19 protein-coding genes are annotated in these 20,247 nt (G+C 60.5%); 4 read left to right on the top strand and 15 right to left on the bottom strand.

The window, feature by feature from the left end:
• Positions 1 to 74: 74 nt before the first annotated feature.
• Positions 75 to 722 (bottom strand): YqiA/YcfP family alpha/beta fold hydrolase, encoded by a 648-nt coding sequence (locus DOM27_RS08495; RefSeq protein ID WP_110655601.1) that lies wholly within the window; start codon positions 720 to 722, stop codon positions 75 to 77.
• 49 nt (positions 723 to 771) lie between these two features.
• On the bottom strand, positions 772 to 2,421 hold the full coding sequence (pgi, locus tag DOM27_RS08490; protein ID WP_110655600.1) for a glucose-6-phosphate isomerase: 1,650 nt from the start codon (positions 2,419 to 2,421) through the stop codon (positions 772 to 774).
• A 119-nt stretch (positions 2,422 to 2,540) separates the two neighbouring features.
• Between pgi and cmoA the strand changes: the two genes are divergently transcribed.
• Positions 2,541 to 3,338, top strand: coding sequence for a carboxy-S-adenosyl-L-methionine synthase CmoA (gene cmoA / locus DOM27_RS08485; RefSeq protein WP_110655599.1), 798 nt, complete (start codon positions 2,541 to 2,543; stop codon positions 3,336 to 3,338).
• Positions 3,331 to 4,341 (top strand): tRNA 5-methoxyuridine(34)/uridine 5-oxyacetic acid(34) synthase CmoB, encoded by a 1,011-nt coding sequence (gene cmoB, locus DOM27_RS08480; RefSeq protein WP_110655598.1) that lies wholly within the window; start codon positions 3,331 to 3,333, stop codon positions 4,339 to 4,341. Before cmoA ends, cmoB begins: the two co-directional genes overlap by 8 nt.
• 13 nt (positions 4,342 to 4,354) lie before the next feature.
• Here cmoB and DOM27_RS08475 read toward each other — a convergent pair whose 3' ends face one another.
• From DOM27_RS08475 to DOM27_RS08445, 7 genes are all read right to left on the bottom strand, one after another.
• A complete protein-coding gene (locus DOM27_RS08475; RefSeq protein WP_110655597.1) occupies positions 4,355 to 6,430 on the bottom strand; it encodes an LTA synthase family protein in 2,076 nt (691 codons plus the stop codon).
• A gap of 153 nt (positions 6,431 to 6,583) precedes the next feature.
• Positions 6,584 to 7,495, bottom strand: a complete 912-nt coding sequence (gene epsC, locus DOM27_RS08470) for a serine O-acetyltransferase EpsC (protein ID WP_110655596.1) — start codon at positions 7,493 to 7,495, stop codon at positions 6,584 to 6,586.
• A 166-nt stretch (positions 7,496 to 7,661) separates the two neighbouring features.
• Positions 7,662 to 9,131, bottom strand: coding sequence for a sulfate adenylyltransferase subunit CysN (gene cysN / locus DOM27_RS08465; RefSeq protein WP_110655595.1), 1,470 nt, complete (start codon positions 9,129 to 9,131; stop codon positions 7,662 to 7,664).
• Positions 9,132 to 10,055 (bottom strand): sulfate adenylyltransferase subunit CysD, encoded by a 924-nt coding sequence (gene cysD, locus DOM27_RS08460; protein WP_110655594.1) that lies wholly within the window; start codon positions 10,053 to 10,055, stop codon positions 9,132 to 9,134. It lies immediately after the preceding gene.
• A 139-nt stretch (positions 10,056 to 10,194) separates the two neighbouring features.
• Positions 10,195 to 10,917 (bottom strand): phosphodiesterase, encoded by a 723-nt coding sequence (locus DOM27_RS08455; protein ID WP_110655593.1) that lies wholly within the window; start codon positions 10,915 to 10,917, stop codon positions 10,195 to 10,197.
• A complete protein-coding gene (locus tag DOM27_RS08450; protein WP_110655592.1) occupies positions 10,917 to 11,363 on the bottom strand; it encodes a DUF1249 domain-containing protein in 447 nt (148 codons plus the stop codon). The genes DOM27_RS08455 and DOM27_RS08450 overlap by 1 nt, the downstream gene beginning before the upstream one ends.
• 88 nt (positions 11,364 to 11,451) lie before the next feature.
• Positions 11,452 to 12,078, bottom strand: a complete 627-nt coding sequence (locus tag DOM27_RS08445) for an NUDIX domain-containing protein (protein ID WP_110655591.1) — start codon at positions 12,076 to 12,078, stop codon at positions 11,452 to 11,454.
• A gap of 312 nt (positions 12,079 to 12,390) precedes the next feature.
• Between DOM27_RS08445 and DOM27_RS08440 the strand changes: the two genes are divergently transcribed.
• Complete coding sequence (locus DOM27_RS08440; protein ID WP_110655590.1) at positions 12,391 to 13,806, top strand: PhoH family protein; 1,416 nt, start codon at positions 12,391 to 12,393, stop codon at positions 13,804 to 13,806.
• 98 nt (positions 13,807 to 13,904) lie between these two features.
• Here the strand turns inward: DOM27_RS08440 and DOM27_RS08435 are convergent, their stop codons facing one another.
• From DOM27_RS08435 to DOM27_RS08425, 3 genes are all read right to left on the bottom strand, one after another.
• Entirely contained in the window at positions 13,905 to 14,147 is a 243-nt protein-coding gene (locus tag DOM27_RS08435; protein WP_110655589.1) for a hypothetical protein, read from the bottom strand.
• A 133-nt stretch (positions 14,148 to 14,280) separates the two neighbouring features.
• A complete protein-coding gene (locus DOM27_RS08430; protein ID WP_110655588.1) occupies positions 14,281 to 14,907 on the bottom strand; it encodes a DUF938 domain-containing protein in 627 nt (208 codons plus the stop codon).
• 28 nt (positions 14,908 to 14,935) lie between these two features.
• Positions 14,936 to 15,601, bottom strand: coding sequence for an alpha/beta hydrolase (locus DOM27_RS08425; protein WP_110655587.1), 666 nt, complete (start codon positions 15,599 to 15,601; stop codon positions 14,936 to 14,938).
• A gap of 190 nt (positions 15,602 to 15,791) precedes the next feature.
• Between DOM27_RS08425 and DOM27_RS08420 the strand changes: the two genes are divergently transcribed.
• Positions 15,792 to 17,495: an LTA synthase family protein gene (locus DOM27_RS08420; protein WP_110655586.1), complete on the top strand. Its 1,704-nt coding sequence runs from the start codon at positions 15,792 to 15,794 to the stop codon at positions 17,493 to 17,495.
• On the opposite strand, the gene DOM27_RS08415 is transcribed toward DOM27_RS08420, so the two are convergent.
• From DOM27_RS08415 to DOM27_RS08405, 3 genes are all read right to left on the bottom strand, one after another.
• On the bottom strand, positions 17,452 to 18,453 hold the full coding sequence (locus tag DOM27_RS08415; protein ID WP_110655585.1) for a TerC family protein: 1,002 nt from the start codon (positions 18,451 to 18,453) through the stop codon (positions 17,452 to 17,454). The two genes, DOM27_RS08420 and DOM27_RS08415, sit on opposite strands and share 44 nt — an antisense overlap.
• A 247-nt stretch (positions 18,454 to 18,700) precedes the next feature.
• On the bottom strand, positions 18,701 to 19,567 hold the full coding sequence (purU, locus tag DOM27_RS08410; RefSeq protein WP_110655584.1) for a formyltetrahydrofolate deformylase: 867 nt from the start codon (positions 19,565 to 19,567) through the stop codon (positions 18,701 to 18,703).
• Positions 19,564 to 20,238 (bottom strand): sarcosine oxidase subunit gamma, encoded by a 675-nt coding sequence (locus DOM27_RS08405; protein WP_110655583.1) that lies wholly within the window; start codon positions 20,236 to 20,238, stop codon positions 19,564 to 19,566. The genes purU and DOM27_RS08405 overlap by 4 nt, the downstream gene beginning before the upstream one ends.
• Positions 20,239 to 20,247 lie beyond the last annotated feature (9 nt).

The raw sequence follows: 20,247 nt of genomic DNA, 5'->3' as shown, positions 1-20,247 counted from the left end.
GACTGGCGACGATGATACACTCTACTGGTCAAATCTACAGTATCGCGTTGCCATTCGACACCACCGCGGCATGCTCAAGTCAGCTCGAGCGAGGCCGGTACGTGCCAGCCACCGTGGGAGAAAAGCGCGGGCAGATAGTCGGGTAGAACATTGAAACTGTGATCGCCGCCCGGGTGAATCAGCGTTCGGCTGCCGGCGTAGGCGCGCAACGCATCACGACAATCCAGCGTTTCGTCCGCGCCGCCCAGCAGTAACAGATAGCGTCGTGGATGCACGATGCAGTCCCACTGCAGCGCGGTCAATTGGTCGAAATAGCTATTGTCGATCGTGAACCGCTCGCCGGAATCGTCATTGACCAACGTTTGTCCGAGATAATCGGCCACGAAGCGGGCGGGCTGAACCGCGGGATTGATCAATACGGCGCGGAGACCGTGACGCTCCGCCAGGATCGTGGCCAGGAAGCCCCCCATGGAGCTTCCGACCAACAGCGTATCTTCGTGACCCAGCACGTCGAGAGCCGCTTCGGCCTGCTGCCATGCCACGTCAGGGCGATGCGACAGATCCGGCGTCAGACACTCGAGCGGGCGCCCTTCGTGCTGCGCCAACGCCGCGCAGGCTTGCTTGACCAACTGCGCCTTGGGCGATGCGCTGCTGCTGTTGAAACCATGCAGATACAGCAGCGCCTTGGCGGGACGAAGCACCGGTTCGGGTTCTCTCAACATGGATCGCTCGCCAATAGGTCGCTCATCCGTCGCGAACCCCCACGGGTCATCACCGGGACTGCTGCCCCGTCCAGATGGCTTCGATCAAGCCGCGGCTGGAATCGTCCAAAGCCTCCAATCCGCTTCGGGTAGCGATGATCTCTTCGGTCTCGGTGGCGATCTGTTTGCCGAGCTCGACACCCCACTGGTCGAAGGAGTCGATATCCCAGATCACGCCCTGTACGAATACCTTGTGCTCGTAGAGCGCGATCAATGCGCCCAACGTGGCCGGATTGAGGCTATCGAACATCAGCGTGGAGGATGGCTGGTTGCCGCGATAACGCTTGTAGCTAGGCGGCGTGCCGTCGGACTTCACCGCATCATCGCCAAGCATCAACACTCGAGATTGAGCAAAGCAGTTGGCCAGCGCCAACCGGTGCTGGGCCATCAGATCGCCGCGGAATCGCTCATCCTCGACATCGTTGTAGCGATTGACCGGCGCAATGAAATCGCAGGCTACCGGTTGAGTGCCCTGGTGCAGCAACTGATAGAACGCGTGCTGGCCATTTGGACCGATTTCGCCCCAGATGACCGGGCAGGTAGAGTAGTCGACGACCTTGCCACCATTGGTCACGGACTTGCCATTCGACTCCATTTCCAGTTGCTGAAAATAGCCGGGCAGGTGCTTGAGACGACCATCGTAAGGCAGGACGGCATGGGAACGGATGTCGAGAAAGTTGACGTTCCAGATACCGATCAACGCCAACTGCACCGGCAGATTTTCTGCCAGGTCGGCGGTGCGAAAGTGCTCGTCCATGGCGTGGGCACCCGCCAGCAACTGGCGGAAATTGTCCATACCGACACGGATCGCTATCGGCAGCCCGATCGCACTCCAGAACGAATAGCGACCGCCGACCCAATCCCAGAACAGCAGCTGATTGGCGGGATCGATGCCCCATTCGGTCATTTTTTCTGGCTTGGTGGACACGCCGACGAAGTGGAAACGTTTGATCAACGACTCGCCGCAGCCCAGACGAGTGGCAATCCAGTCGAGCGCCGTCGAGGCGTTCGATAGCGTGTCGATGGTGCCGAAGGACTTCGACGACAGAATGAACAGGGTCGTCTCGGGATTGAGCCAACTCAGGAAGTCGGCCAGCTGCGAGCCATCCATGGTCGAGGCGAAGTGTGTCGACACCTCAAAACCGTCTTTGGGCTCGAAATCGGTCAGCGCCGACGTGACCATCAGCGGCCCCAGATCCGACCCCCCGACCCCCAGGTTGACGACATCGGTGATCGGCTTGCCTGTCGCGCCGCGCCATTGACCGTTCAGCAGCTTATCGACCAGGGTTTCCATCTTGTCGAGCGTGGCGTGCACGTCGTGGACGACATCGACACCTTCCACCTCGAGCTTGGCGTCCCGCGGCAATCGCAGCGCGGTATGCAGCGCGGGGCGATCTTCGGTGTGATTGACACGTTCTCCCGATAGCAGCCGTTGAATCGCGCCGGGCACGTCGGCCTCTCGCGCCAGGGAGAGCAACTGTTCCCGAACCGTCGTCGTCCAGCGCTGCTTGGACAGGTCCATCTGAATACCCGCGGCCTCCAGGGAGAACGTCTCGAAGCGCGGAGACTGCTGAAACAGCGTCTTCAGATGAACATCCCGCATCCCCCCCTCGAGTTCCTGCTCGAGCGCTTTCCATGCCTGGGTCTCACGAATCGACATCTATTGCTCTCCTTGTCACGTGCAGCGAAGAGACGCAAAACGTACACTGTTGCCACGGCGGGCGTATTCCCAGCGCTACGTTCGCTTCACGCTCTCCCAATTAAGAATATCTTTCGGCAATGATTGACGCATCTTACCGTGACGCCATCTTTTCGACACCCCTCGATCGTGTGGCAAGTTTTTCGTTCGACGAACGGGTCGTGGCCTGCTTCCCGGATATGGTCCGGCGCTCGATTCCCGGCTACGGCCAGATTCTCGGCATGTTCGGTGTCATCGCCGAACGCCACTTGCGCCATGGCGCCCATGTCTACGATCTGGGTTGCTCGCTGGGCGCCGTGGGCTTGGCCCTGGCGGGCCGCCTGCCCGCCGATGCTTTCGAGCTGACCGGCGTCGACCTTTCTCCGACGATGATCGCGCGAGCGTGCGAGACCGCGGCTGAAGAAAGCCCCAATCATCGGATCACGTTCGTCGAGGGCGACATTCGTCATCTCGACTACCGTCCCAGCGGCATGATCGTGCTCAACTTCACCCTGCAGTTCCTGCCGCCGGCGGATCGCGATGCCGTGATCGCCAAACTGTTCGCGGCGCTGGAGCCCGGCGGCATTCTGGTGCTGTCGGAAAAGATCGTCGCAGAGGATGAACAGGAGAATGCCTGGCTGGTCGAGCGCTATCACGACTTCAAGCGCGCCAACGGCTACAGCGACATGGAAATCAGTCAGAAGCGTACCGCGTTGGAGAACGTGCTGATACCGGACTCGCTGGCGACGCATCATGAACGATTGGCCCAGGCCGGCTTCTCGCGAGTCACGACCTGGTTCCAGTATCTCAATTTCGCCTCCCTGATCGCTTTCAAGGACAAGGCGGCTTTCAACGACAAGGCAGCACCCAAGGAAAAGGCGGCGGTCAAAGATGCCTGACGTTGCCACCGATACGTTCAAGGATGCCGAACGTCGGCTTTATCTCGCCTTCCTCGACAACGATCTGAACCGATGGCTGGGACGCATTCCCGAACAACTGGAACGCGGGCTCGATCGACGCCGGCACGGTGATCTGCCAGCGTGGGAAAAGGCCGTGGCCAAATTGCCCGCCCTGACCTCGGCACGCCAGGTGGACTTGCAGGCCGACAGCGTCAGCGTGGAACTCGAGCTGAGCGATGCCGACCGCAGGCGCTGCGAAAACCTGCTGAAGATTCTGATGCCGTGGCGCAAGGGCCCCTACTGCCTTGGCGATATCGACATCGATACCGAATGGCGTTCGGACTGGAAATGGCAACGAGTCGCTCCACATCTCTCCCCGCTGAAGGGACGCCGCGTTCTCGATGTCGGCGGCGGCAACGGTTATCACGCCTGGCGCATGGCGGGCGATGGCGCAGCGTTCGTGCTGGTGATCGATCCCTCCCCGCGTTTCTACTATCAGTTTCAAGCCGTGCGTCATTTCGTGGGCAACGCGGATGACTATCGCACCCATTTCCTGCCCGTCGGCATCGAAGACGTACCCGAAAACCTCGCCGCCTTCGACACCGTGTTTTCGATGGGCGTGCTCTACCACCGTCCTTCGCCGCTGGAGCACCTGTTGCAGTTGAAGGATACGTTGGTGCCGGGCGGCGAACTGGTATTGGAAACACTGGTTGTCGAGGGCGATGCACAGACGGTCTTCATGCCCGGCGAGCGCTACGCCAGCATGCCCAACGTCTACTTTCTGCCCTCGTCGAAAGCCCTGGCTCACTGGCTCGAACGCTGCGGCTTCGAGGCCATCCGCTGCGTTGACGAGACGGTGACAGCGCTGGACGAGCAGCGCGCGACCAAGTGGATGACATTCCATTCACTGGCCGATTTCCTGGACCCCGTCGACCGCACGAAGACGGTCGAGGGTCATCCCGCGCCGCGCCGGGCTACATTGATCGCCCGCAAGCCCAGATAATGAATCGGCCAACTCAGGGCTTGGGCGACTCTTTCGTCGCCACCGCCTCGCGCCGAATTCGCCAATCTTCCAGACCCACGCGGGCTCGAGCGCGACGCGCCTGTTCACTCAGCGCCTCGGAGGGCGCAGTTTCGGCCTGCAACAGCCCATTCGACCAGCGATAGTAGGTCGGATGAGCCAGGTTCGCGACTGCGCCGGCCTTGCTCACCATCACGCCTTCCCCACCATCCTGGTAGTTGAAGGTCAGCGCCATGGATGACGCCTCCGGTGTATAAAGGTCACGCCCTACCCAAGGCACCTGAGCATTGGAGAGCGAATGCGCCCAAAGCGTAGGGAAGATGTCGCGATGGCTGGTCCAATCGTCGATCTGCGCTTTGCCGCCCTCTCGATACGCCGGCGGTACCCACATCAGGATCGGCACGCCGAATTGATCGAACAGATCCCTTGAGTCGGGATAGCTCATCAGCGAGCGGGTGTTGTGATCGCCGGTCGCCGCGAACAGCGTATGATCCATGAGCCCCGCCCCTTCGAGGTCGTCGAGGAATCCGCCCATGCTGTCGTTGGCATATTGATAGGTTTCAAGAATCGACGCGCCCAATTCGGACGAGGCCGCCAGCGTGTCGCCGAGACGCGAGACATCCAGGGGCGCGGGAGTGTAACTTTCGGGGATTTCGTAGGGCGGATGGTTGGTGATCGATAGCATCACCAGCAACACTTTTTCACCCTTGGCGTCAGCCTCTTTCAGCAACGCCTCACCGTAGCGAAACATCCACTCGTCGTAGAGTCCCCAGGTGCTCCCGCTCGCCTCGGGAAAGCGTTCCCGAATGGCATTTTCACCCAACACCTCGTCGAATCCCTGACGCTTGAGCGCACCATCGAGGTTGCGCCAATGTGCCGAGCCGGACGTCAGGAATACGGTGTGGTAACCCTCGCGCTCGTAGGGGGCAACCGCAGAAGTGGAGTACTGCCGATAGCCGTAACGCCCCTGCGTCAGTGGCGTGATCGGCGTGTCGAACAGCAGCCCCTCCAGACTGGGATGGGTGCCATTGCCGGATGACAATGCGTGGGGGAAGTAGTCGGCCCTCTTTTCCAGCCACGGTCGTAAACGACCCAGAAGATCGTTGTGTTCGGGATCGTCGAAATCCAGCGGGGGTCGCCCCCAGCTTTCCATCAGGCTCACCACCACGTGCGGTGGCCGGCGTTCTGCGGCGGCGACGGCAGGTGTCTTCTCGGTCATCCGATCGGATACCGCCTGCGGCGTATCCAGCCCGGACCAGCCCAGCGCCGACGCCGCTTGCATCGGCGTGGCGAACCCGTAACGCTTCAACCCAGAGCGTGGGTCGTCATCGATCTGACTCACCTCGCGTTCTCCCCAGGCCAGATAGAATGCCTGCGGGCCGCTGGGTACCAGATCATTGACGAAGGCATTCGACGAGACGGCCATGTGCATTTCGCGCAGCGGAAACGCGCCCAGACTACCCCGCCCGAGTCCGACCAGCGCCACGAGCGAAACGACAGCTAAAACGCTCGCCCAACGCCAGCCGAGCCGACGCCGCTGACGGCGCTGACCACGGCGCATCAACGCAACCTGAGTCCCCGTCATGCCAATCAGCACGACCAGCAGAGGCAGTACCGGATAATCGCTCCAGATGGTCCGCAGTACCGCCTGAGTGTCATCCTCGAATAGGCCAAAGATCAACGCATTGATCGGGCCCTGATAGAAGCTGAAATAGAAATGGTTGATCAATGCCAGCAGATTGACCAGTACCATGATCACGATCGTCCATACCAGCCACAGCCGGCGCCAAGTCGCGATGACGATTCGTGGCAGCGGCAACAGTACCGTCCCCAGCAGCAGCCAGGGACCGAGAAGCGTCGCCATGATCTTGGCGTCGAAACGCAGGCCCATCCAGAACGCGCTAACGATCTCGCCGGTTGGCACATCCAGAGAAGGTGGCGCCTCGAGTTGCCACAACGCCAAACGCATCAAAGTCAGAGTGACGACCCCGATGAGCCCCAACCGCCATAGCTGGCGGTTCATTTCACGCCAGTGCTGCCAGCGCGTTCTCGTCCTGGAATCGTTCTGCATGGGTCATCTCGACGTGGAAGGCGGGCTCACTATACCGGCCTTGATCGACGCTGACGATGCGTTAGCTGACTAAGGGAAAGAGCAGAGGCGCCTTCCAGACGACGACGCGCGGCCCAAAGCCGCGCGCCATGGAACCCTATTCGTCGCTTGGCCTCAGGGGCACGGCCCACTCTGGATATTGGCCTGGGTGATGTTGCGGCCTGGCTCCACGCTACAGGTGAGCCAAACATTACCGCCGATGATCGCCCCCTTGCCTACCGTGATACGGCCGAGGATCGTCGCCCCGGCGTAGATGACCACGTCGTCCTCGACGATCGGGTGGCGCGGCAAGCCTTTCTCCAGGTGCCCTTTTTCATCTGCCGGGAAGCGTTTGGCGCCGAGCGTGACCGCCTGATAGAGACGCACGCGGTTGCCGATGATCGCGGTTTCCCCGATAACCACACCGGTACCGTGATCGATGAAGAATCCTTCGCCGATCTGCGCACCGGGATGGATGTCGATGCCGGTGTCGGAGTGGGCCAGCTCGGCGATGATTCGCGCCACCAGTCCAGCTCCCGCCTGATAGAAATAGTGGGCAATGCGGTGGTAGATCACGGCGTGAACGCCGGGATAGCAAAGCAGTACTTCGTCGACGCTGCGCGCGGCCGGGTCGCCGTAGAATGCCGCCATGACATCGTCGTCGAGACGGCGACGCAGGTTCGGCAGACCGTCCGCGAAGCCCTGAATGATCTGTGTCGCCGACGCTTGATGCTCGGATGCCTTGTCGCCGTTGAGCCGCGCCATGTAGCGCAACTCGAGCAACACTTCCTCGTGCAGCGCATTGAGCGCACGATCCAGCGTGTGACCGACGTAGAAGTCCTCGCTCTCCTTACGCAGATCCGATGGCCCAAGCCGCATCGGGAAGATGGCCCCGCTCAGGAATTCCAGAGTTTCCCGAATGCGATGCCGCGACGGCAATTCACGACAACCCTTCTCTTTCTCTCGACCGTTCTGGGCGCGCCACTGCTCGCGAGTGGCGCGTAGCTGGGACACGATACCGTCGAGCTGCCAGTTGACGTGTTGCATAGAGGTTCCTTTCTATCACGGACGCAAGCGTCGGGCCGAAGCGGCATGATACACCTGGCGGCGCCTGGGCCAAATGTCGCAGGGAATCGCCACGATTTCTCAAAGCGACTCATGGCTTCTCTGCTCGTGCCTGGACGCTCGCCTCTCTTGCTGATGCCCTTTTCCCTTAACGCCTCTCGCGTGAAACGCCTTTCAGCAACTCACCCATATCCTTCGCCTCCCAATGCGGGAAATGCTTACGGATCAGCGCATTGAATTCGACTTCGAACGCCTGCCAGTCGACCTCGCCATCCGCCGCTGAAGAATGCGTCGACTCCTCGACAGCGCCCCGAATCAGACCTGCGCCCACCGTGATGTTGCTCAGACGGTCGATCACCACGAAACTCCCGGTGCCGGGGCTTTTGCGGTAATCGTCCAGCGGCACACTGGCGGTCAGTTCGACCCGGCAGCGGCCGATGGCATTGAGCGGCAGACTGGCGGCATCATGATGCTCGAGGGTGTTGACGTCGATCTGGTAATCGATCGCCGCGATCTTGCCGGCGATCTCCTGGGTACCGATCTTGAAATCGTAAAGCCGGCCTGGCTCCAGGGCTGCATCATGCATCCAGACGATATCGGCGGCCAACGCACGGGACTGTTCGACCTCGGCATCAGCCGCCACCAGCCAGTCGCCGCGGGAAATGTCGATCTCGTCCGTCAGGGTGACGGTGATTGCCTGACCGGGGTAGGCTTCCTCCAGATCGCCGTCGAAAGTTACGATGCGATCGATGGTGGAAAGCTTGCCCGACGGCAGCGCCTTGACCGCCTGCCCCGGGCGCAGGATGCCAGCCTCGAGCGTTCCGCAGTAGCCGCGAAAATCGAGATTGGGTCGGTTGACGTACTGCACCGGCAGGCGCAGATCGGAGAGATTGCTGTCGTGAATGACCTCGACGCTCTCGAGCAACTCGAGCATCGCGGGGCCGGGCGCGCCGTCGACCCGATACCAGGGCATGTGCTCGCTGCGATTGACGACATTGTCGCCGTCCAGTGCCGACATCGGCACGAACCGGATGTCCCTGGCGTCGAGCTTCTCGGCAAATTCACGATAGTCGGCGACGATCTCATCGAAGCGTGCCTGGGAGTAGCCGACCAGGTCCATCTTGTTGACCGCGATCACCAGATGCTGAATACCCAGCAGATCGGCGATGAAGCTGTGGCGCCGGGTCTGCACCTGTACCCCGTAACGCGCATCGATCAGGATTACCGCCAGACTCGCGGTGGAAGCGCCGGTGGCCATGTTGCGGGTGTACTGCTCGTGACCCGGGGTATCGGCGATGATGAACTTGCGCTTGTCGGTGGAAAAGAAGCGATAGGCGACATCGATGGTGATGCCCTGCTCCCGCTCCGACTGCAAGCCATCGACCAGCAGCGCCAGATCGACCTTGTCGCCGGTGGTGCCGCTGGTCTTCGACGCCTGGGTAATCGCGGCCAGCTGATCTTCGTAGATCATCTTGGAATCATGCAGCAGCCGCCCGATCAGGGTCGACTTGCCGTCATCGACACTGCCACAGGTGATGAAGCGCAGTAGATCTTTCTGCTCGTGCTCTTTCAGATACTGCCCGATGTTGTCGGCGATCAGAGTAGATTGATGGGCCATTTAGAAATATCCCTCGCGTTTTTTCTTCTCCATCGAACCCACCTGATCGCGGTCGATGGCGCGGCCGGAGCGTTCAGAGGTGCGGGTGAGCAGCATCTCCTGAATGATCTCGGGCAGCGTTGCGGCTCGCGATTCCACGGCGCCGGTCAACGGATAGCAGCCGAGCGTGCGGAAGCGTACCCATTTCTCTTCGGGCACCTCACCGGGTTCCAGCGGTAGGCGCTCGTCGTCGACCATGATCTGCATCCCATCCCGCTCGACCACGGGACGCGGCGCGGAGTAGTAGAGCGGCACGATGGGGATCGATTCGAGGTAGATGTATTGCCAGATATCCAGCTCGGTCCAGTTGGAGAGCGGAAACACACGAATCGATTCGCCCTTGTTGACCTTGCCGTTGTAGAGATTCCACAGTTCCGGACGCTGGTTCTTGGGGTCCCAGCGATGGTGCTTGTCGCGGAACGAATAGACGCGCTCCTTGGCGCGAGAAGCCTCCTCGTCCCGGCGGGCGCCACCGAAAGCCGCGTCGAAGCCATACTTGTCCAGTGCCTGCTTGAGCGACTGGGTCTTCATCACGTCAGTATATTTGGCACTACCGTGATCGAACGGGTTGATACCGGCGGCACGCCCTTCTTCGTTGATGTGCTCGATCAACTCCATGCCGACGTCCGCGGCCATACGGTCGCGAAACTCGATCATTTCCTTGAACTTCCAGGTGGTGTTGACGTGCATCAGCGGGAACGGCGGTGGCCCGGGATGGAACGCCTTGCGTGCCAGATGCAGCATCACCGAGGAGTCCTTGCCAATCGAATAGAGCATGACCGGATTACCGAACTCGGCGGCGACTTCACGGATGATATGAATGGACTCGGCTTCGAGCTGCTTGAGATGAGTCTGGCGCTGGGCGCTGACGATAGGAGCTGTCATGGTCGATGTCTCACGGTCGCCACCTGATACCAGACGGCAAAAACAGAATATGGGTGTCTAAAGGGCTCACCCTAGCGAGACATTGGTAATAACGTCAAAGAATCAAAGATGATCCAAAAATCGCTTTTGGTTATAAAAACTAGAGATCGACTCGTTCGATCCACGTCGACAGCCGTTCGCCGCGCAGGTCAATGACTCGCAAACCGGGCCGGGCCGCTTCATCGGTAGCAAACTCGTGACTTTTCGCCAGAAACTGATCCGAGGTCGCCGGACACCCGTAAACGGCCACAAGGCCCTGCCAAGCGGCATAAGCCTGATGAATATGCCCGCAGACCACTGCCCTGACCTGAGGGTAGGGAGAGAGCGTCTGCCACAGTGCATCCCGATCCTTCAGACCGATCGCATCCATCCATACCGAGCCGACATCCAGCGGCGGATGATGCAACGCCACCAATACCGGCCGCTCGTCCGCTTCCAGTTGGCGGGCCAGACGCTGCAGCTGATGCTGCCCCAACTCCCCTCCCGGTTGGCCGCTGATACGAGAGTCCAGCAGCAGCACCCGCCAGTCGCCGAGATCGATCTCCTCATGGAACGGCTGACATTCGGCCATCAGCTCTGGTTGGTCATGGTTGCCGGGGATCCAGAACCACGGGCACCCCACGGCAGCGAATGCCTGACTGGCGTGCCGATAGGCAACGGAAGTCTCGTCCTGGGCGATATCACCGGTCACCAGCAACACGTCGGGGCTGAGCGTCCGCGCCCGCTCGACGACGGCATGCAACTGGCGTAACGGGAATCCCCTGCGCGAAGCGCCCTCAGGGTCCGCCAGCAAATGGCAATCACTGATCTGGATCAGTCGCATCAGGGCGTTTCCGGCACTTCGGCGGCATGTCCATGAGCCAGGCCGTGCTGCAACCATTCCCCCAGAAAGCGGTTGATCTGCAGTTTTTCATCCGGCTGGTGCATCTGCGGATTGGGGTAGCGATAACGGCCCTGGAAGTGACGCTGTCGCTGAAAATCGGTGACTTCCGCCATATTGGCGTCGTGGTAGAGATGCACGGTCATCCGCGGTGAATCGACGAAGCCATCCAGCACGCCAGTCTGGGAAACTCTGGCAACGGTCGTATAGGGTGCCTGATCGAGCACCTCTAGCCACAGCGTACCGAAACGAGCATGTTCACCCGAAAGCGGTACTTCCTTGACCTCCCCCGGCACCATATTCATGACAAGACGGCGGAGCCGCAGGTAATTGCTGCTGCACTCCGTCTGGAGCGTCTTGAGATCAGTTACGTAAGCAGTCTTTCTCATGCAGTTCTCCTGGCGCATGACGGCCTTAACGTAGCCCGAAGATCGGGCGGCCAACTACTGCGTCCTACAGTAACGCCGCCCACTCGCGCTAGACCTTGGCTCTCAGGGTGGCTCGCTCGCGTGCCAGCCAGTGAAAGCCAATCAACGCCATGGCATTGTCCAATTGTCCCGCCATCAGTCGATCCCAGGCCTCGGGAAACGACATGACGTGAACCAGAATATCCTCGTGTTCGTCTTCCACACCGTGTACGCCGCCGATCCCCGTACTGTCGATCAGACCACAGAACAGGGTGACCTGTTCGGTACAGGCGCCTGGGCTTGGGTAGTAACGATGGAGCTCGATCAGCTCGGTGATGTCGCAGCCCGCCTCCTCCTGCGCCTCCCGGCGAGCCACATCCGCGGGGGTTTCCCCTGCTTCCACCAATCCGGCGACCGGCTCCAGCTTCCACGGCGAGACGGCATCATCCAGGGCGCCTGCGCGAATCTGCTCGACTAGAACGACCTTGTCGCAGGCTGGATCGTAGAGTAGTACGCCCACCGCATCCCGGCGAACATGAACCTCGCGATCAATCGTCTCGCTCCACTCGCCGTTGAATTGGCGATGACGCAAACGACGTTTTTCCAGTCCGAAGAAACCTGAATACAGCTGCTGATCCTCGATTCGTTCGACGTCTTCGACATCGAAGCGATTGATCGGTGCAATGGCTCGATCCATGAATCGGCTCCTCGGGATTGAAGGCCCATTATTGCGGCGCTGCAAGCCGATTCCAACTGGAGCGTGGTAATTCGCCGGCTCATGCCCTGTCGATAGGCAATGATTATTTTCGATGCCAACACGCAAAAAGGGGTGCACTTTGGATCGCATCGAGCCATTCTGGTATTGACTTCATCCGTCAGAGAGGTAAAGCCGACACAGTCTTTACGTTCGAACGATCGTGGCACTGACGGAATGAGTCGGCTGATAGCGGTCTGTCACCGCACTCCGTCAGGGTCGAGAAGCCTTGAACTCACAGGAGTGCTTTTGCCGATGGTACGAATCGACAAGAAAGCGAACAGGCTCTACGTACTGGACACCAATGTCCTGATTCACGACCCAGCAGCCCTCTATCACTTCGAAGAGCATGACGTCGTCATCCCCATGACCGTGCTCGAGGAGCTCGACAAACACAAAAATGGAATGCGCGAGATCGCGAGAACGGCACGCCAGATCAGCCGCACTCTGTCCGATCTAACTGCCCACGTGACCCCGCAGGAAATTCAGCAAGGCATCCCCATTCCCCGAATCACCGGCGGCCCGGCCGGCCGGCTGCGCTTTCTCTGTTACCAGGATCTGGCTCCGCTGGAGACGCTGGAGAACTCTCCGGACAACCGCATCCTTGCCGAAACCTGTCGGCTACGCGATGAACGCCCCGATGCCTCCGTCACGCTGGTCACCAAGGACATCAACCTGCGGGTCAAGGCCGCGGCCCTCAACGTGCCGGTCGAAGACTATCTCAATGACAAGGCGTTCGACGATCTCGACGCCATGATCGAAGGCGCGAAAGTCTACGCCGATGCCGGCCGCGACGGTCACAGCCTATGGGAATCGTTGGATGTGGAGGTGATGGTCGAGCGTACCGATGGCCATACTTTCTATCATCTCGAGGGCCGCATCCCCGAAGACTGGCACGTGGGGATGCTCGTCTCCGATAGCGACAACGGTGCGGAATTCGAGGCGATCGTACGTGGACACGGGCCGCACAAGGCTACCCTGCAGCTGCTGACCAACTATCGTCATCACGGCGGTGTCTGGGGCGTGCATGCGCACGACAGCCGTCAGAACTTCGCCCTCAACCTGTTGATGGATCCGTCCATCGACTTCCTCACCCTCGCCGGCAGCGCCGGTACCGGCAAGACCTTCATGACCCTGGCAGCCGCCCTGCAGCAAACGCTGGACGGTAAACAGTTCGAGCGCATCGTTTTCACCCGGGCGCCGATTCCCATGGGGGAAGATATCGGTTTTCTACCGGGGACCGAGGAAGAGAAGATGTCGCCGTGGATGGGCGCCTTCCACGACAACATGGACAACCTGTTACGCGACGAGCGTGAGGGCTCGTCGAGCTGGAACGATGGCGCGACCCGGCAACTGATCGGCTCTCGCGTGCAGATCCGCTCCCCTACGTTCATGCGCGGACGCACGCTCAACGACACTTTCCTGATCATCGACGAGGCCCAGAATTTCACCCCCAAACAACTTAAATCTCTGATTACCCGCGCCGGACGCAATACCAAGATCGTCTGTCTGGGCAACGTGGGACAGATCGATACACCCTACCTGACGGCCAACAGCTGTGGCATGGCAGCCGTTGTGGAACGCTTCCGTGACTGGCCGCATGCCGGTCATATCACCCTGAAAAGCGTCGAGCGCTCGAGACTCGCGCTGGCCGCGGAGGAGCTACTGTAGCCTCTCTGCCCCCTATTTAGTCTCTTTCCCTCATTGTCCACCGAACGTAAAACGCCCTGGCTTGGCCAGGGCGTTTTCATGATGAGTTATCGTCACCGCTATCGATCATCATCCTCGGAAGGCTTCTTATTGTTCATGACATCCTCGATCAACTGCTCGGACTCGCTGCGCGGCGTCTCTGCCAGGATTCGCTCAGCCTCTTCCCACGCGCAGACTTCCGTATTGCAGGACGTGCAGTACACCTGATCATCCGGTGATTTGGCCTGCGAGACCTTCATCATATGGTTGCCACAGTTGGGGCATCCCTTGGGCATGCGAAACTCTTCGGAAAAATCTGACACGGTGTCACTCCTTGTTAACCGTTGAACGTTAATCGCTGAACGTCGATCAATGTCGGTTGGACGTCTGCGTTGAGTGTAGTCGAGTTATAGGCCACTGCGGCGGCATCTCCGAACGTCATGAATCGGGGCGAGCTCAGCGTCGCCAGACGACACAGAGATTGTTTGCCGGCAATTCATGGACCGTCTCGCAGGTGAACCCATTGTCGACCGCCAGCGCCTGGACCATTTCGAGATCGCGAATGCCCCACCGCGGGTCACGCGAGCGGAGATCTTCATCGAAAGCCGCGTTGCTGGGCGCGGTGTGCTCGCCGTCGCGACGGAAAGGACCGTAGACGATGAGTATACTGCCAACGGGAAGCTGGCGACCGGCCGCGGCGAACAGGGCCTCGCTCGCAGCCCAGGGCGAGATGTGCAGCATATTGATGCAGATGACAGCCGCCAGATCCGGCAGTACCGGCCACTTCCCGGTTACATCCAGGCGAACCGGCGCCGCAAGATTGTCCAGCGCTTCTCTATCTCGCCAGGCGGCGATCGACGCCAATGCCGTCTCGCTAGGGTCAGTCGGCTGCCAACACAGCGGTGCAAGATGGCGAGCAAAATAGACCGCGTGTTCGCCGCTACCGCTGGCGATTTCCAGCACTCGCCCCGTCTGCGGCAATACCGACCGTAGTACTGCCAGAATCGGTTCGCGGTTGCGCTGGGCTGCCGGGCTGGACAGACGTCGGTCGTCTCCGTGCTCGAGACTATCCATGCTGTTCATGAAAGGCTCCGTTGACGAGGGGCTTCGCTCATTCGAGCCTGGCGGTCAGCCAGGCTGCGATATCCTGTGCCTGTTCCGGGCACAGGCTATGCCCCATTTCGTAGGTACGGTAATTGACCGGATAACCGAGCGACTCGACCCGCTCGGCGCCTTCGCGACCCAGCGACTCGGGAACCACCGGATCGGCCGAACCGTGATTCACCTCGATCGGCAGCCGACGGTTGGCCTCGGCCAGATCAATGCTATCGGCGGTAGCGAAGTAGGTCGATAGCGCCAGTAGCCCGGCCAATGGCTGCGGATAGGAGAGCGCTGCCTCGTAGGCGACCGCTCCGCCCTGGGAGAAGCCGGCAATCACGATGCGACGGCTGTCGATACCAGCCGCGATCTGGTCATCGATCAGGGCATGGATACGTTCCGCAGACGCTCGCAGTTGGTCGACATCGACTCGGCGGCCAAGATTCATCTCCAGAATGTCGTACCATGCCGACATCGTCATGCCGCCGTTGACGGTGACCGGCAGTTGCGGCGCATGGGGCAGCACGAATCGCACGGCCAACGTGGTCGGCAATCCCAACGCCGGTACCAAAGGCTCGAAATCGTGACCATCCGCACCCAGGCCATGAAGCAGAATGACGCAGGCATCGGCCTTTCGCCCATCGGTCGGTTCAATGATCAATTCTTGCGCAGATGCCATATAGGATCGTCCTCGTCGCCCGGTCATCCCGGTCTGGATTCGAAATTCTCGATGCCCAGTCTAACGTGCCATCCGCAAGCTTGCCCGCTGCGTAGGTCGATGAACGGATCCGACATTCACTCATCCGACGGCCATGGATCAGCGTCATGTTGACTTCGCAGCGCCCAACTCGACTCAAGGACGAGCTCTGATGTTCTCTCAATTCCGGACACCTCGCGGACATCTGTTACTGGCGCTGGTGTTACTCGATATCCTGCTGCTGACACCGGAACTGCCGTGGGCCGGGCTTCCACCCCGACACTGGATCGCGCTCGAAGCCCCACTGATCATCGGACTGATGGCCCTGTTGCCACCCGCGCGCTGGCGACACTGGGTAGCCGGCCTGATTGCGATTCTGGTTCTAACGGTCGTCCTCGGCGCCGCGGGCGACGCCCTGACCCAGACCATGCAGGGGCGATCGCTGAATCTCTATACCGATCTCAAGCTGGTTCCGGTTCTGATCGAACTAATCGTGACCAATCTCGGTCTGCCGCTGGCGATCGGCGGGCTGCTGGTCGTCGGCCTAGCCCTGTTCGCCCTGGGTCTGGTACTGACCAGACTGCTGCAAGGCTTCCATGCTCGCAATACGTCGCGCGGGCTGGCTCTGCTGTTGATCCTGGTGGGCGGAGTCGGCCTCGCACGCATCGACACGCTGCATGATGACGACGCCCCGGGATGGATGGCCAGGATCGGCCATCCCGCGGCCAGTTTCGTGACGTTCGAATGGCAGCGCGCACGGGAGACGCGCCAGGCCCTGACGACGTTCGGCCGCCAGCTATACAACGATAACCACGCCTACGCGGCACCCGGCGGCCAGCCTCTGCCGGGGCTGGCCAATACCGACGTCATCCTGGGGTTCATCGAGTCCTACGGCGTGGCGGCCATCGAGCGCGAGCCGTTCAGGACCGAGATTCAGCCACGCCTCGAGATAGTGGAGAGCCAGCTCGCGGCCGCCGGGCTAGCGGTCGTCACCGGGCGCGTCACCGCGGCCACCCTGGGTGGACAGTCCTGGCTCAATCACGCCACGTTCACCAGCGGCCTGCCGGTGACGTCACAGCTGCGCTTCGAGCTGATGATCAACAGCCAGCACTCGACCATGATCGACGATTTCAAGGCGACCGGCCACGACACCGTCGCCATCATGCCAGGCATTACCCGGAACTGGCCGGAAGGCAGTCTTTACGGTTACGACCAAATCCACACCTCTGACAGCATGGACTATCAGGGGCCTTCGATGGGTTGGGCCAACATGCCGGATCAGTTCACCTGGCAGAGGGTGGAGGATTACGTGCTGTCACGTCACCAAGGCCCGACCTTCACCGAGCTGGCCACGCTCTCTAGCCACGCGCCTTGGTCACCAATCATCGACATGATCGACGACTGGTCGACGATCCGCGACGGAAGGGTGTTCGATCGTTGGCAAGTTGCCGGGGAGGACTATGCTTCGCTGTGGCAGGACACCGAGGCGATGCGCCGAAACTATGGCCCGGCCATCGACTATGCGCTGCAGGCGGCCAGCGGCTTTGCTCGACGCTATTTTGGAAAGGACAATCTTGGAAAAGATGGTCTCGACCCAGACCATCAGCGCGATCACACGCTGATGATGGTCCTCGGCGACCACCAGGCTGCGCCCGCGATCATCGGCAACACTCCCGGTAGAGACGTGCCGATGCATATCATCAGCGACGACCCGGCGCTGCTTCAAGGCTTCCTGGATCAAGGCTTCCGGTCCGGCATGTTTCCGCCGGGACCGGAGGCCGCGATACCCATGCAATCGATGCGGGGCCTGCTCCATCGGATTTACGGCGCCGTCACTCCTGATGTGACGGCGACGACTTCAGATTCCGGCTCTTGATCAGGCTGGCCACGGTGGTGATTACCAGGGTGCCGAGAATGATCGTCATCGACAGCCAGATCGGGATTTCCGGAACCAGGTGCAGCGGTTGGCCGCCGTTGATGAACGGCAGGCTATTGGTATGCATCGCCTCGACGATCAGCTTGACGCCGATGAACGCCAGAATGAACGACAGCCCCAGGCTCAGGTAGACCAGACGGGTCAACAGACCACCCAACAGGAAGTAGAGCTGGAGCAGGCCCAGCAATGCGAAGGCGTTGGTGGTGAAGACGATATAGGGCTCCTTGGTCAGCCCGTAGATCGCAGGAATCGAATCCAGCGCGAACAGCACGTCGGTCATCCCCAGCGCCACGACCACCATGAACAGCGGCGTCACCAGACGCTTGCCGTTCTTGACCGTCAGCAAGCGATCTCGATCGAATTCGTCGGTTGCCGGCAGGCGCTTCTGGATCCAGCGAACGATCGCATTGGGCTCGTACTCTTCGTTTTCGTCATGCCCTCCGCCCCCTTCGCGCACCAGTTGAAATGCGGTATAGAGCAGGAACAGCCCAAACAGATAGAACACCCAACTGAACTGCGCGATGGCCGCCGCGCCGACAGCAATGAAGATGCCCCGCAGAATCAATGCGATCACGATGCCGATCAGCAGCGCCTTCTGTTGATAGGCACGCGGCACCGCAAACTTGGACATGATGATCAGGAAGACGAAGAGATTATCGACGGACAGGCTTTTTTCGGTAATGAAGCCCGCAAAATACTCGGCGCCGTGTTGCGCACCCCAAACCCACCAGAGACCACCACCAAAAACCGCCGCCAAGGCAATGAAGAAGACCGACCACCAAGCCGCTTCCCTGAAAGTGGGATCATGGGGCTTACGCACGTGGGCGTAAAAGTCGAAGATGAACAGCGCGGCAATGCCAGCGATAGTCGCCAGCCACACCCAGACGGGTACGTGCATAGAGGAACCTCCGGTAGACGGTGAACGTCACCGAAAGTCTCTCCCGTCACACTGGCTTGCCAAGGTGTGGATGCCAGTGTGACCGATAACGCCGGGACATATGGTCCGTGCTGACGACGTCATCGCCGGGGAGGATTGCTTGATCCTGCCCGCGGGATACTCCCCTTCCGTGCTGGTCGCATTGTGTCTTGAAGCCTTGACGTAAGCAAGCGCGGAAACTGGTATCCACGATGACTTGGCGTGCGGGTCAGCCCGTCAACACCACCGTACGCCCCCCGTGCAGAAAAACGCGTTTTTCCTGATGGAAGCGAACGGCCCGGGCCAAGGTCAGGCATTCGATATCGCGCCCCCGCGCCACCAGGTCTTCCGGATAATGGCTATGATCCACGGCCTCGACCCCCTGGGCGATGATCGGCCCCTCGTCGAGATCGTCATTGATGTAATGCGCCGTCGCGCCGACCAGCTTGACGCCTTTTTCGTAGGCCTGATGGTAAGGCTTCGCCCCCTTGAAGCCCGGCAGCAGCGAATGATGAATATTGATCGCTCGCCCGGCGAACTCATGGCACAACGCCGGCGACAGCACCTGCATGTAACGCGCCAGGATGACAAGCTCCGCGCCGCTCTCTTGTACCACGTGCCGAACGGCAGCTTCCTGATCCAACTTCGTCTCCGGCGTGATCGGCAGATAGTGGTACGGCAACCCGTGCCAGCTCGCCAGCGGTTCCAGATCCGGATGGTTGGAGACGATGGCGCGCACGTCTATCGCCAATTGATCGGTGCGATAGCGGTACAGCAGATCGTTCAGGCAATGGTCCGCCTTCGAGACCATGATCACGACCGGCAACCGATAGTCCGGCGCCATCAGTTCGAACGTCATGCCGAATTCCGTCGCCCGCGCCTCGAAACGGTCCCGGAAAGCCGACTCGGAAAAGTCGGCGATTTCCGGGCGAAATGCTGCACGGATGAAGAACTGCCCACCCTGATAATCATCGAAGGAGTGCAACTCGGTGATGTAACAGCTCTGCTCTTTCAGAAACCGGGTGACGACATCCACCGTACCCAGCCGGCTGGGGCACTGCGCCGCCAGCACCCAGACATCGCGCGCGCCGCTCACGACACCGCCTCCATATTCGAGGCCGACTTTCTCGCCGACGCCACTCGAGCCTTGGCCGGCTGATAGTCAATACCGTACTCCTCGCCGGCATCCAGCAACCAGCGCAGGCAGTAATCAGCGAAACTTCGTCGCACGATCAGTTCCCACCGCTCCTCACCGACACGTCGGATCACGGCCGTCGCCTTGGCGAAGACGCTGGTGACCCCCTTGCCGACGGGAAAACGTCCGGGATCGACGTCATAGACGGTAGATTTCATCAGAACCGCTACAGCGCATTCTCCATGAAGCTCGAGAACCGTTTGCCCGCCGCTGACATCGACGATGCTGAAGTGAGATTTCCCCAGCGCCTCGCACAGTGCACGTTGAAGCCGGAAGCCGTCGCCAGCCGCGACGATCAGCAACCATTCATCGGGCGATAGCCATTGCAATGAACCGGCATCGCCCAGAACCAGAGTCTGGGGTTCGGTCGGCAGCGTCAGCCCCAGGACAGACTGCACGACATCGATCATGACGGCCGGCTCGCCACGCAGAATCAGATGATCGAGGAATGCATGCTCGCGTAGCGCGACAGCGGATCCCTCGCCCGACGCCGAGGCTACGAAATGGTGCAAAGGCGACTGCGTGGTGACCGCTTGCGCAGGGTGCGGATCGAAATAAGCGAATCTGGGCATGTTGGCGCT

It is taken from the genome of Salinicola halimionae, from assembly GCF_003206065.1.
GTDB classification, from domain to species: domain Bacteria; phylum Pseudomonadota; class Gammaproteobacteria; order Pseudomonadales; family Halomonadaceae; genus Salinicola; species Salinicola halimionae.
The sequence above is the reverse complement of the archived record's forward strand: the minus strand, read 5'-3'. Positions and strand labels throughout refer to the sequence as shown.

Coding starts and splice junctions, on each gene's coding strand:
- DOM27_RS08495 (WP_110655601.1), bottom strand. CDS start 722: ATGTTGAGAGAACCCGAACCGGTGCTTCGTCCCGCCAAGGCGCTGCTG.
- pgi (WP_110655600.1), bottom strand. CDS start 2,421: ATGTCGATTCGTGAGACCCAGGCATGGAAAGCGCTCGAGCAGGAACTC.
- cmoA (WP_110655599.1), top strand. CDS start 2,541: ATGATTGACGCATCTTACCGTGACGCCATCTTTTCGACACCCCTCGAT.
- cmoB (WP_110655598.1), top strand. CDS start 3,331: ATGCCTGACGTTGCCACCGATACGTTCAAGGATGCCGAACGTCGGCTT.
- DOM27_RS08475 (WP_110655597.1), bottom strand. CDS start 6,430: ATGCAGAACGATTCCAGGACGAGAACGCGCTGGCAGCACTGGCGTGAA.
- epsC (WP_110655596.1), bottom strand. CDS start 7,495: ATGCAACACGTCAACTGGCAGCTCGACGGTATCGTGTCCCAGCTACGC.
- cysN (WP_110655595.1), bottom strand. CDS start 9,131: ATGGCCCATCAATCTACTCTGATCGCCGACAACATCGGGCAGTATCTG.
- cysD (WP_110655594.1), bottom strand. CDS start 10,055: ATGACAGCTCCTATCGTCAGCGCCCAGCGCCAGACTCATCTCAAGCAG.
- DOM27_RS08455 (WP_110655593.1), bottom strand. CDS start 10,917: ATGCGACTGATCCAGATCAGTGATTGCCATTTGCTGGCGGACCCTGAG.
- DOM27_RS08450 (WP_110655592.1), bottom strand. CDS start 11,363: ATGAGAAAGACTGCTTACGTAACTGATCTCAAGACGCTCCAGACGGAG.
- DOM27_RS08445 (WP_110655591.1), bottom strand. CDS start 12,078: ATGGATCGAGCCATTGCACCGATCAATCGCTTCGATGTCGAAGACGTC.
- DOM27_RS08440 (WP_110655590.1), top strand. CDS start 12,391: ATGGTACGAATCGACAAGAAAGCGAACAGGCTCTACGTACTGGACACC.
- DOM27_RS08430 (WP_110655588.1), bottom strand. CDS start 14,907: ATGAACAGCATGGATAGTCTCGAGCACGGAGACGACCGACGTCTGTCC.
- DOM27_RS08425 (WP_110655587.1), bottom strand. CDS start 15,601: ATGGCATCTGCGCAAGAATTGATCATTGAACCGACCGATGGGCGAAAG.
- DOM27_RS08420 (WP_110655586.1), top strand. CDS start 15,792: ATGTTCTCTCAATTCCGGACACCTCGCGGACATCTGTTACTGGCGCTG.
- DOM27_RS08415 (WP_110655585.1), bottom strand. CDS start 18,453: ATGCACGTACCCGTCTGGGTGTGGCTGGCGACTATCGCTGGCATTGCC.
- DOM27_RS08405 (WP_110655583.1), bottom strand. CDS start 20,238: ATGCCCAGATTCGCTTATTTCGATCCGCACCCTGCGCAAGCGGTCACC.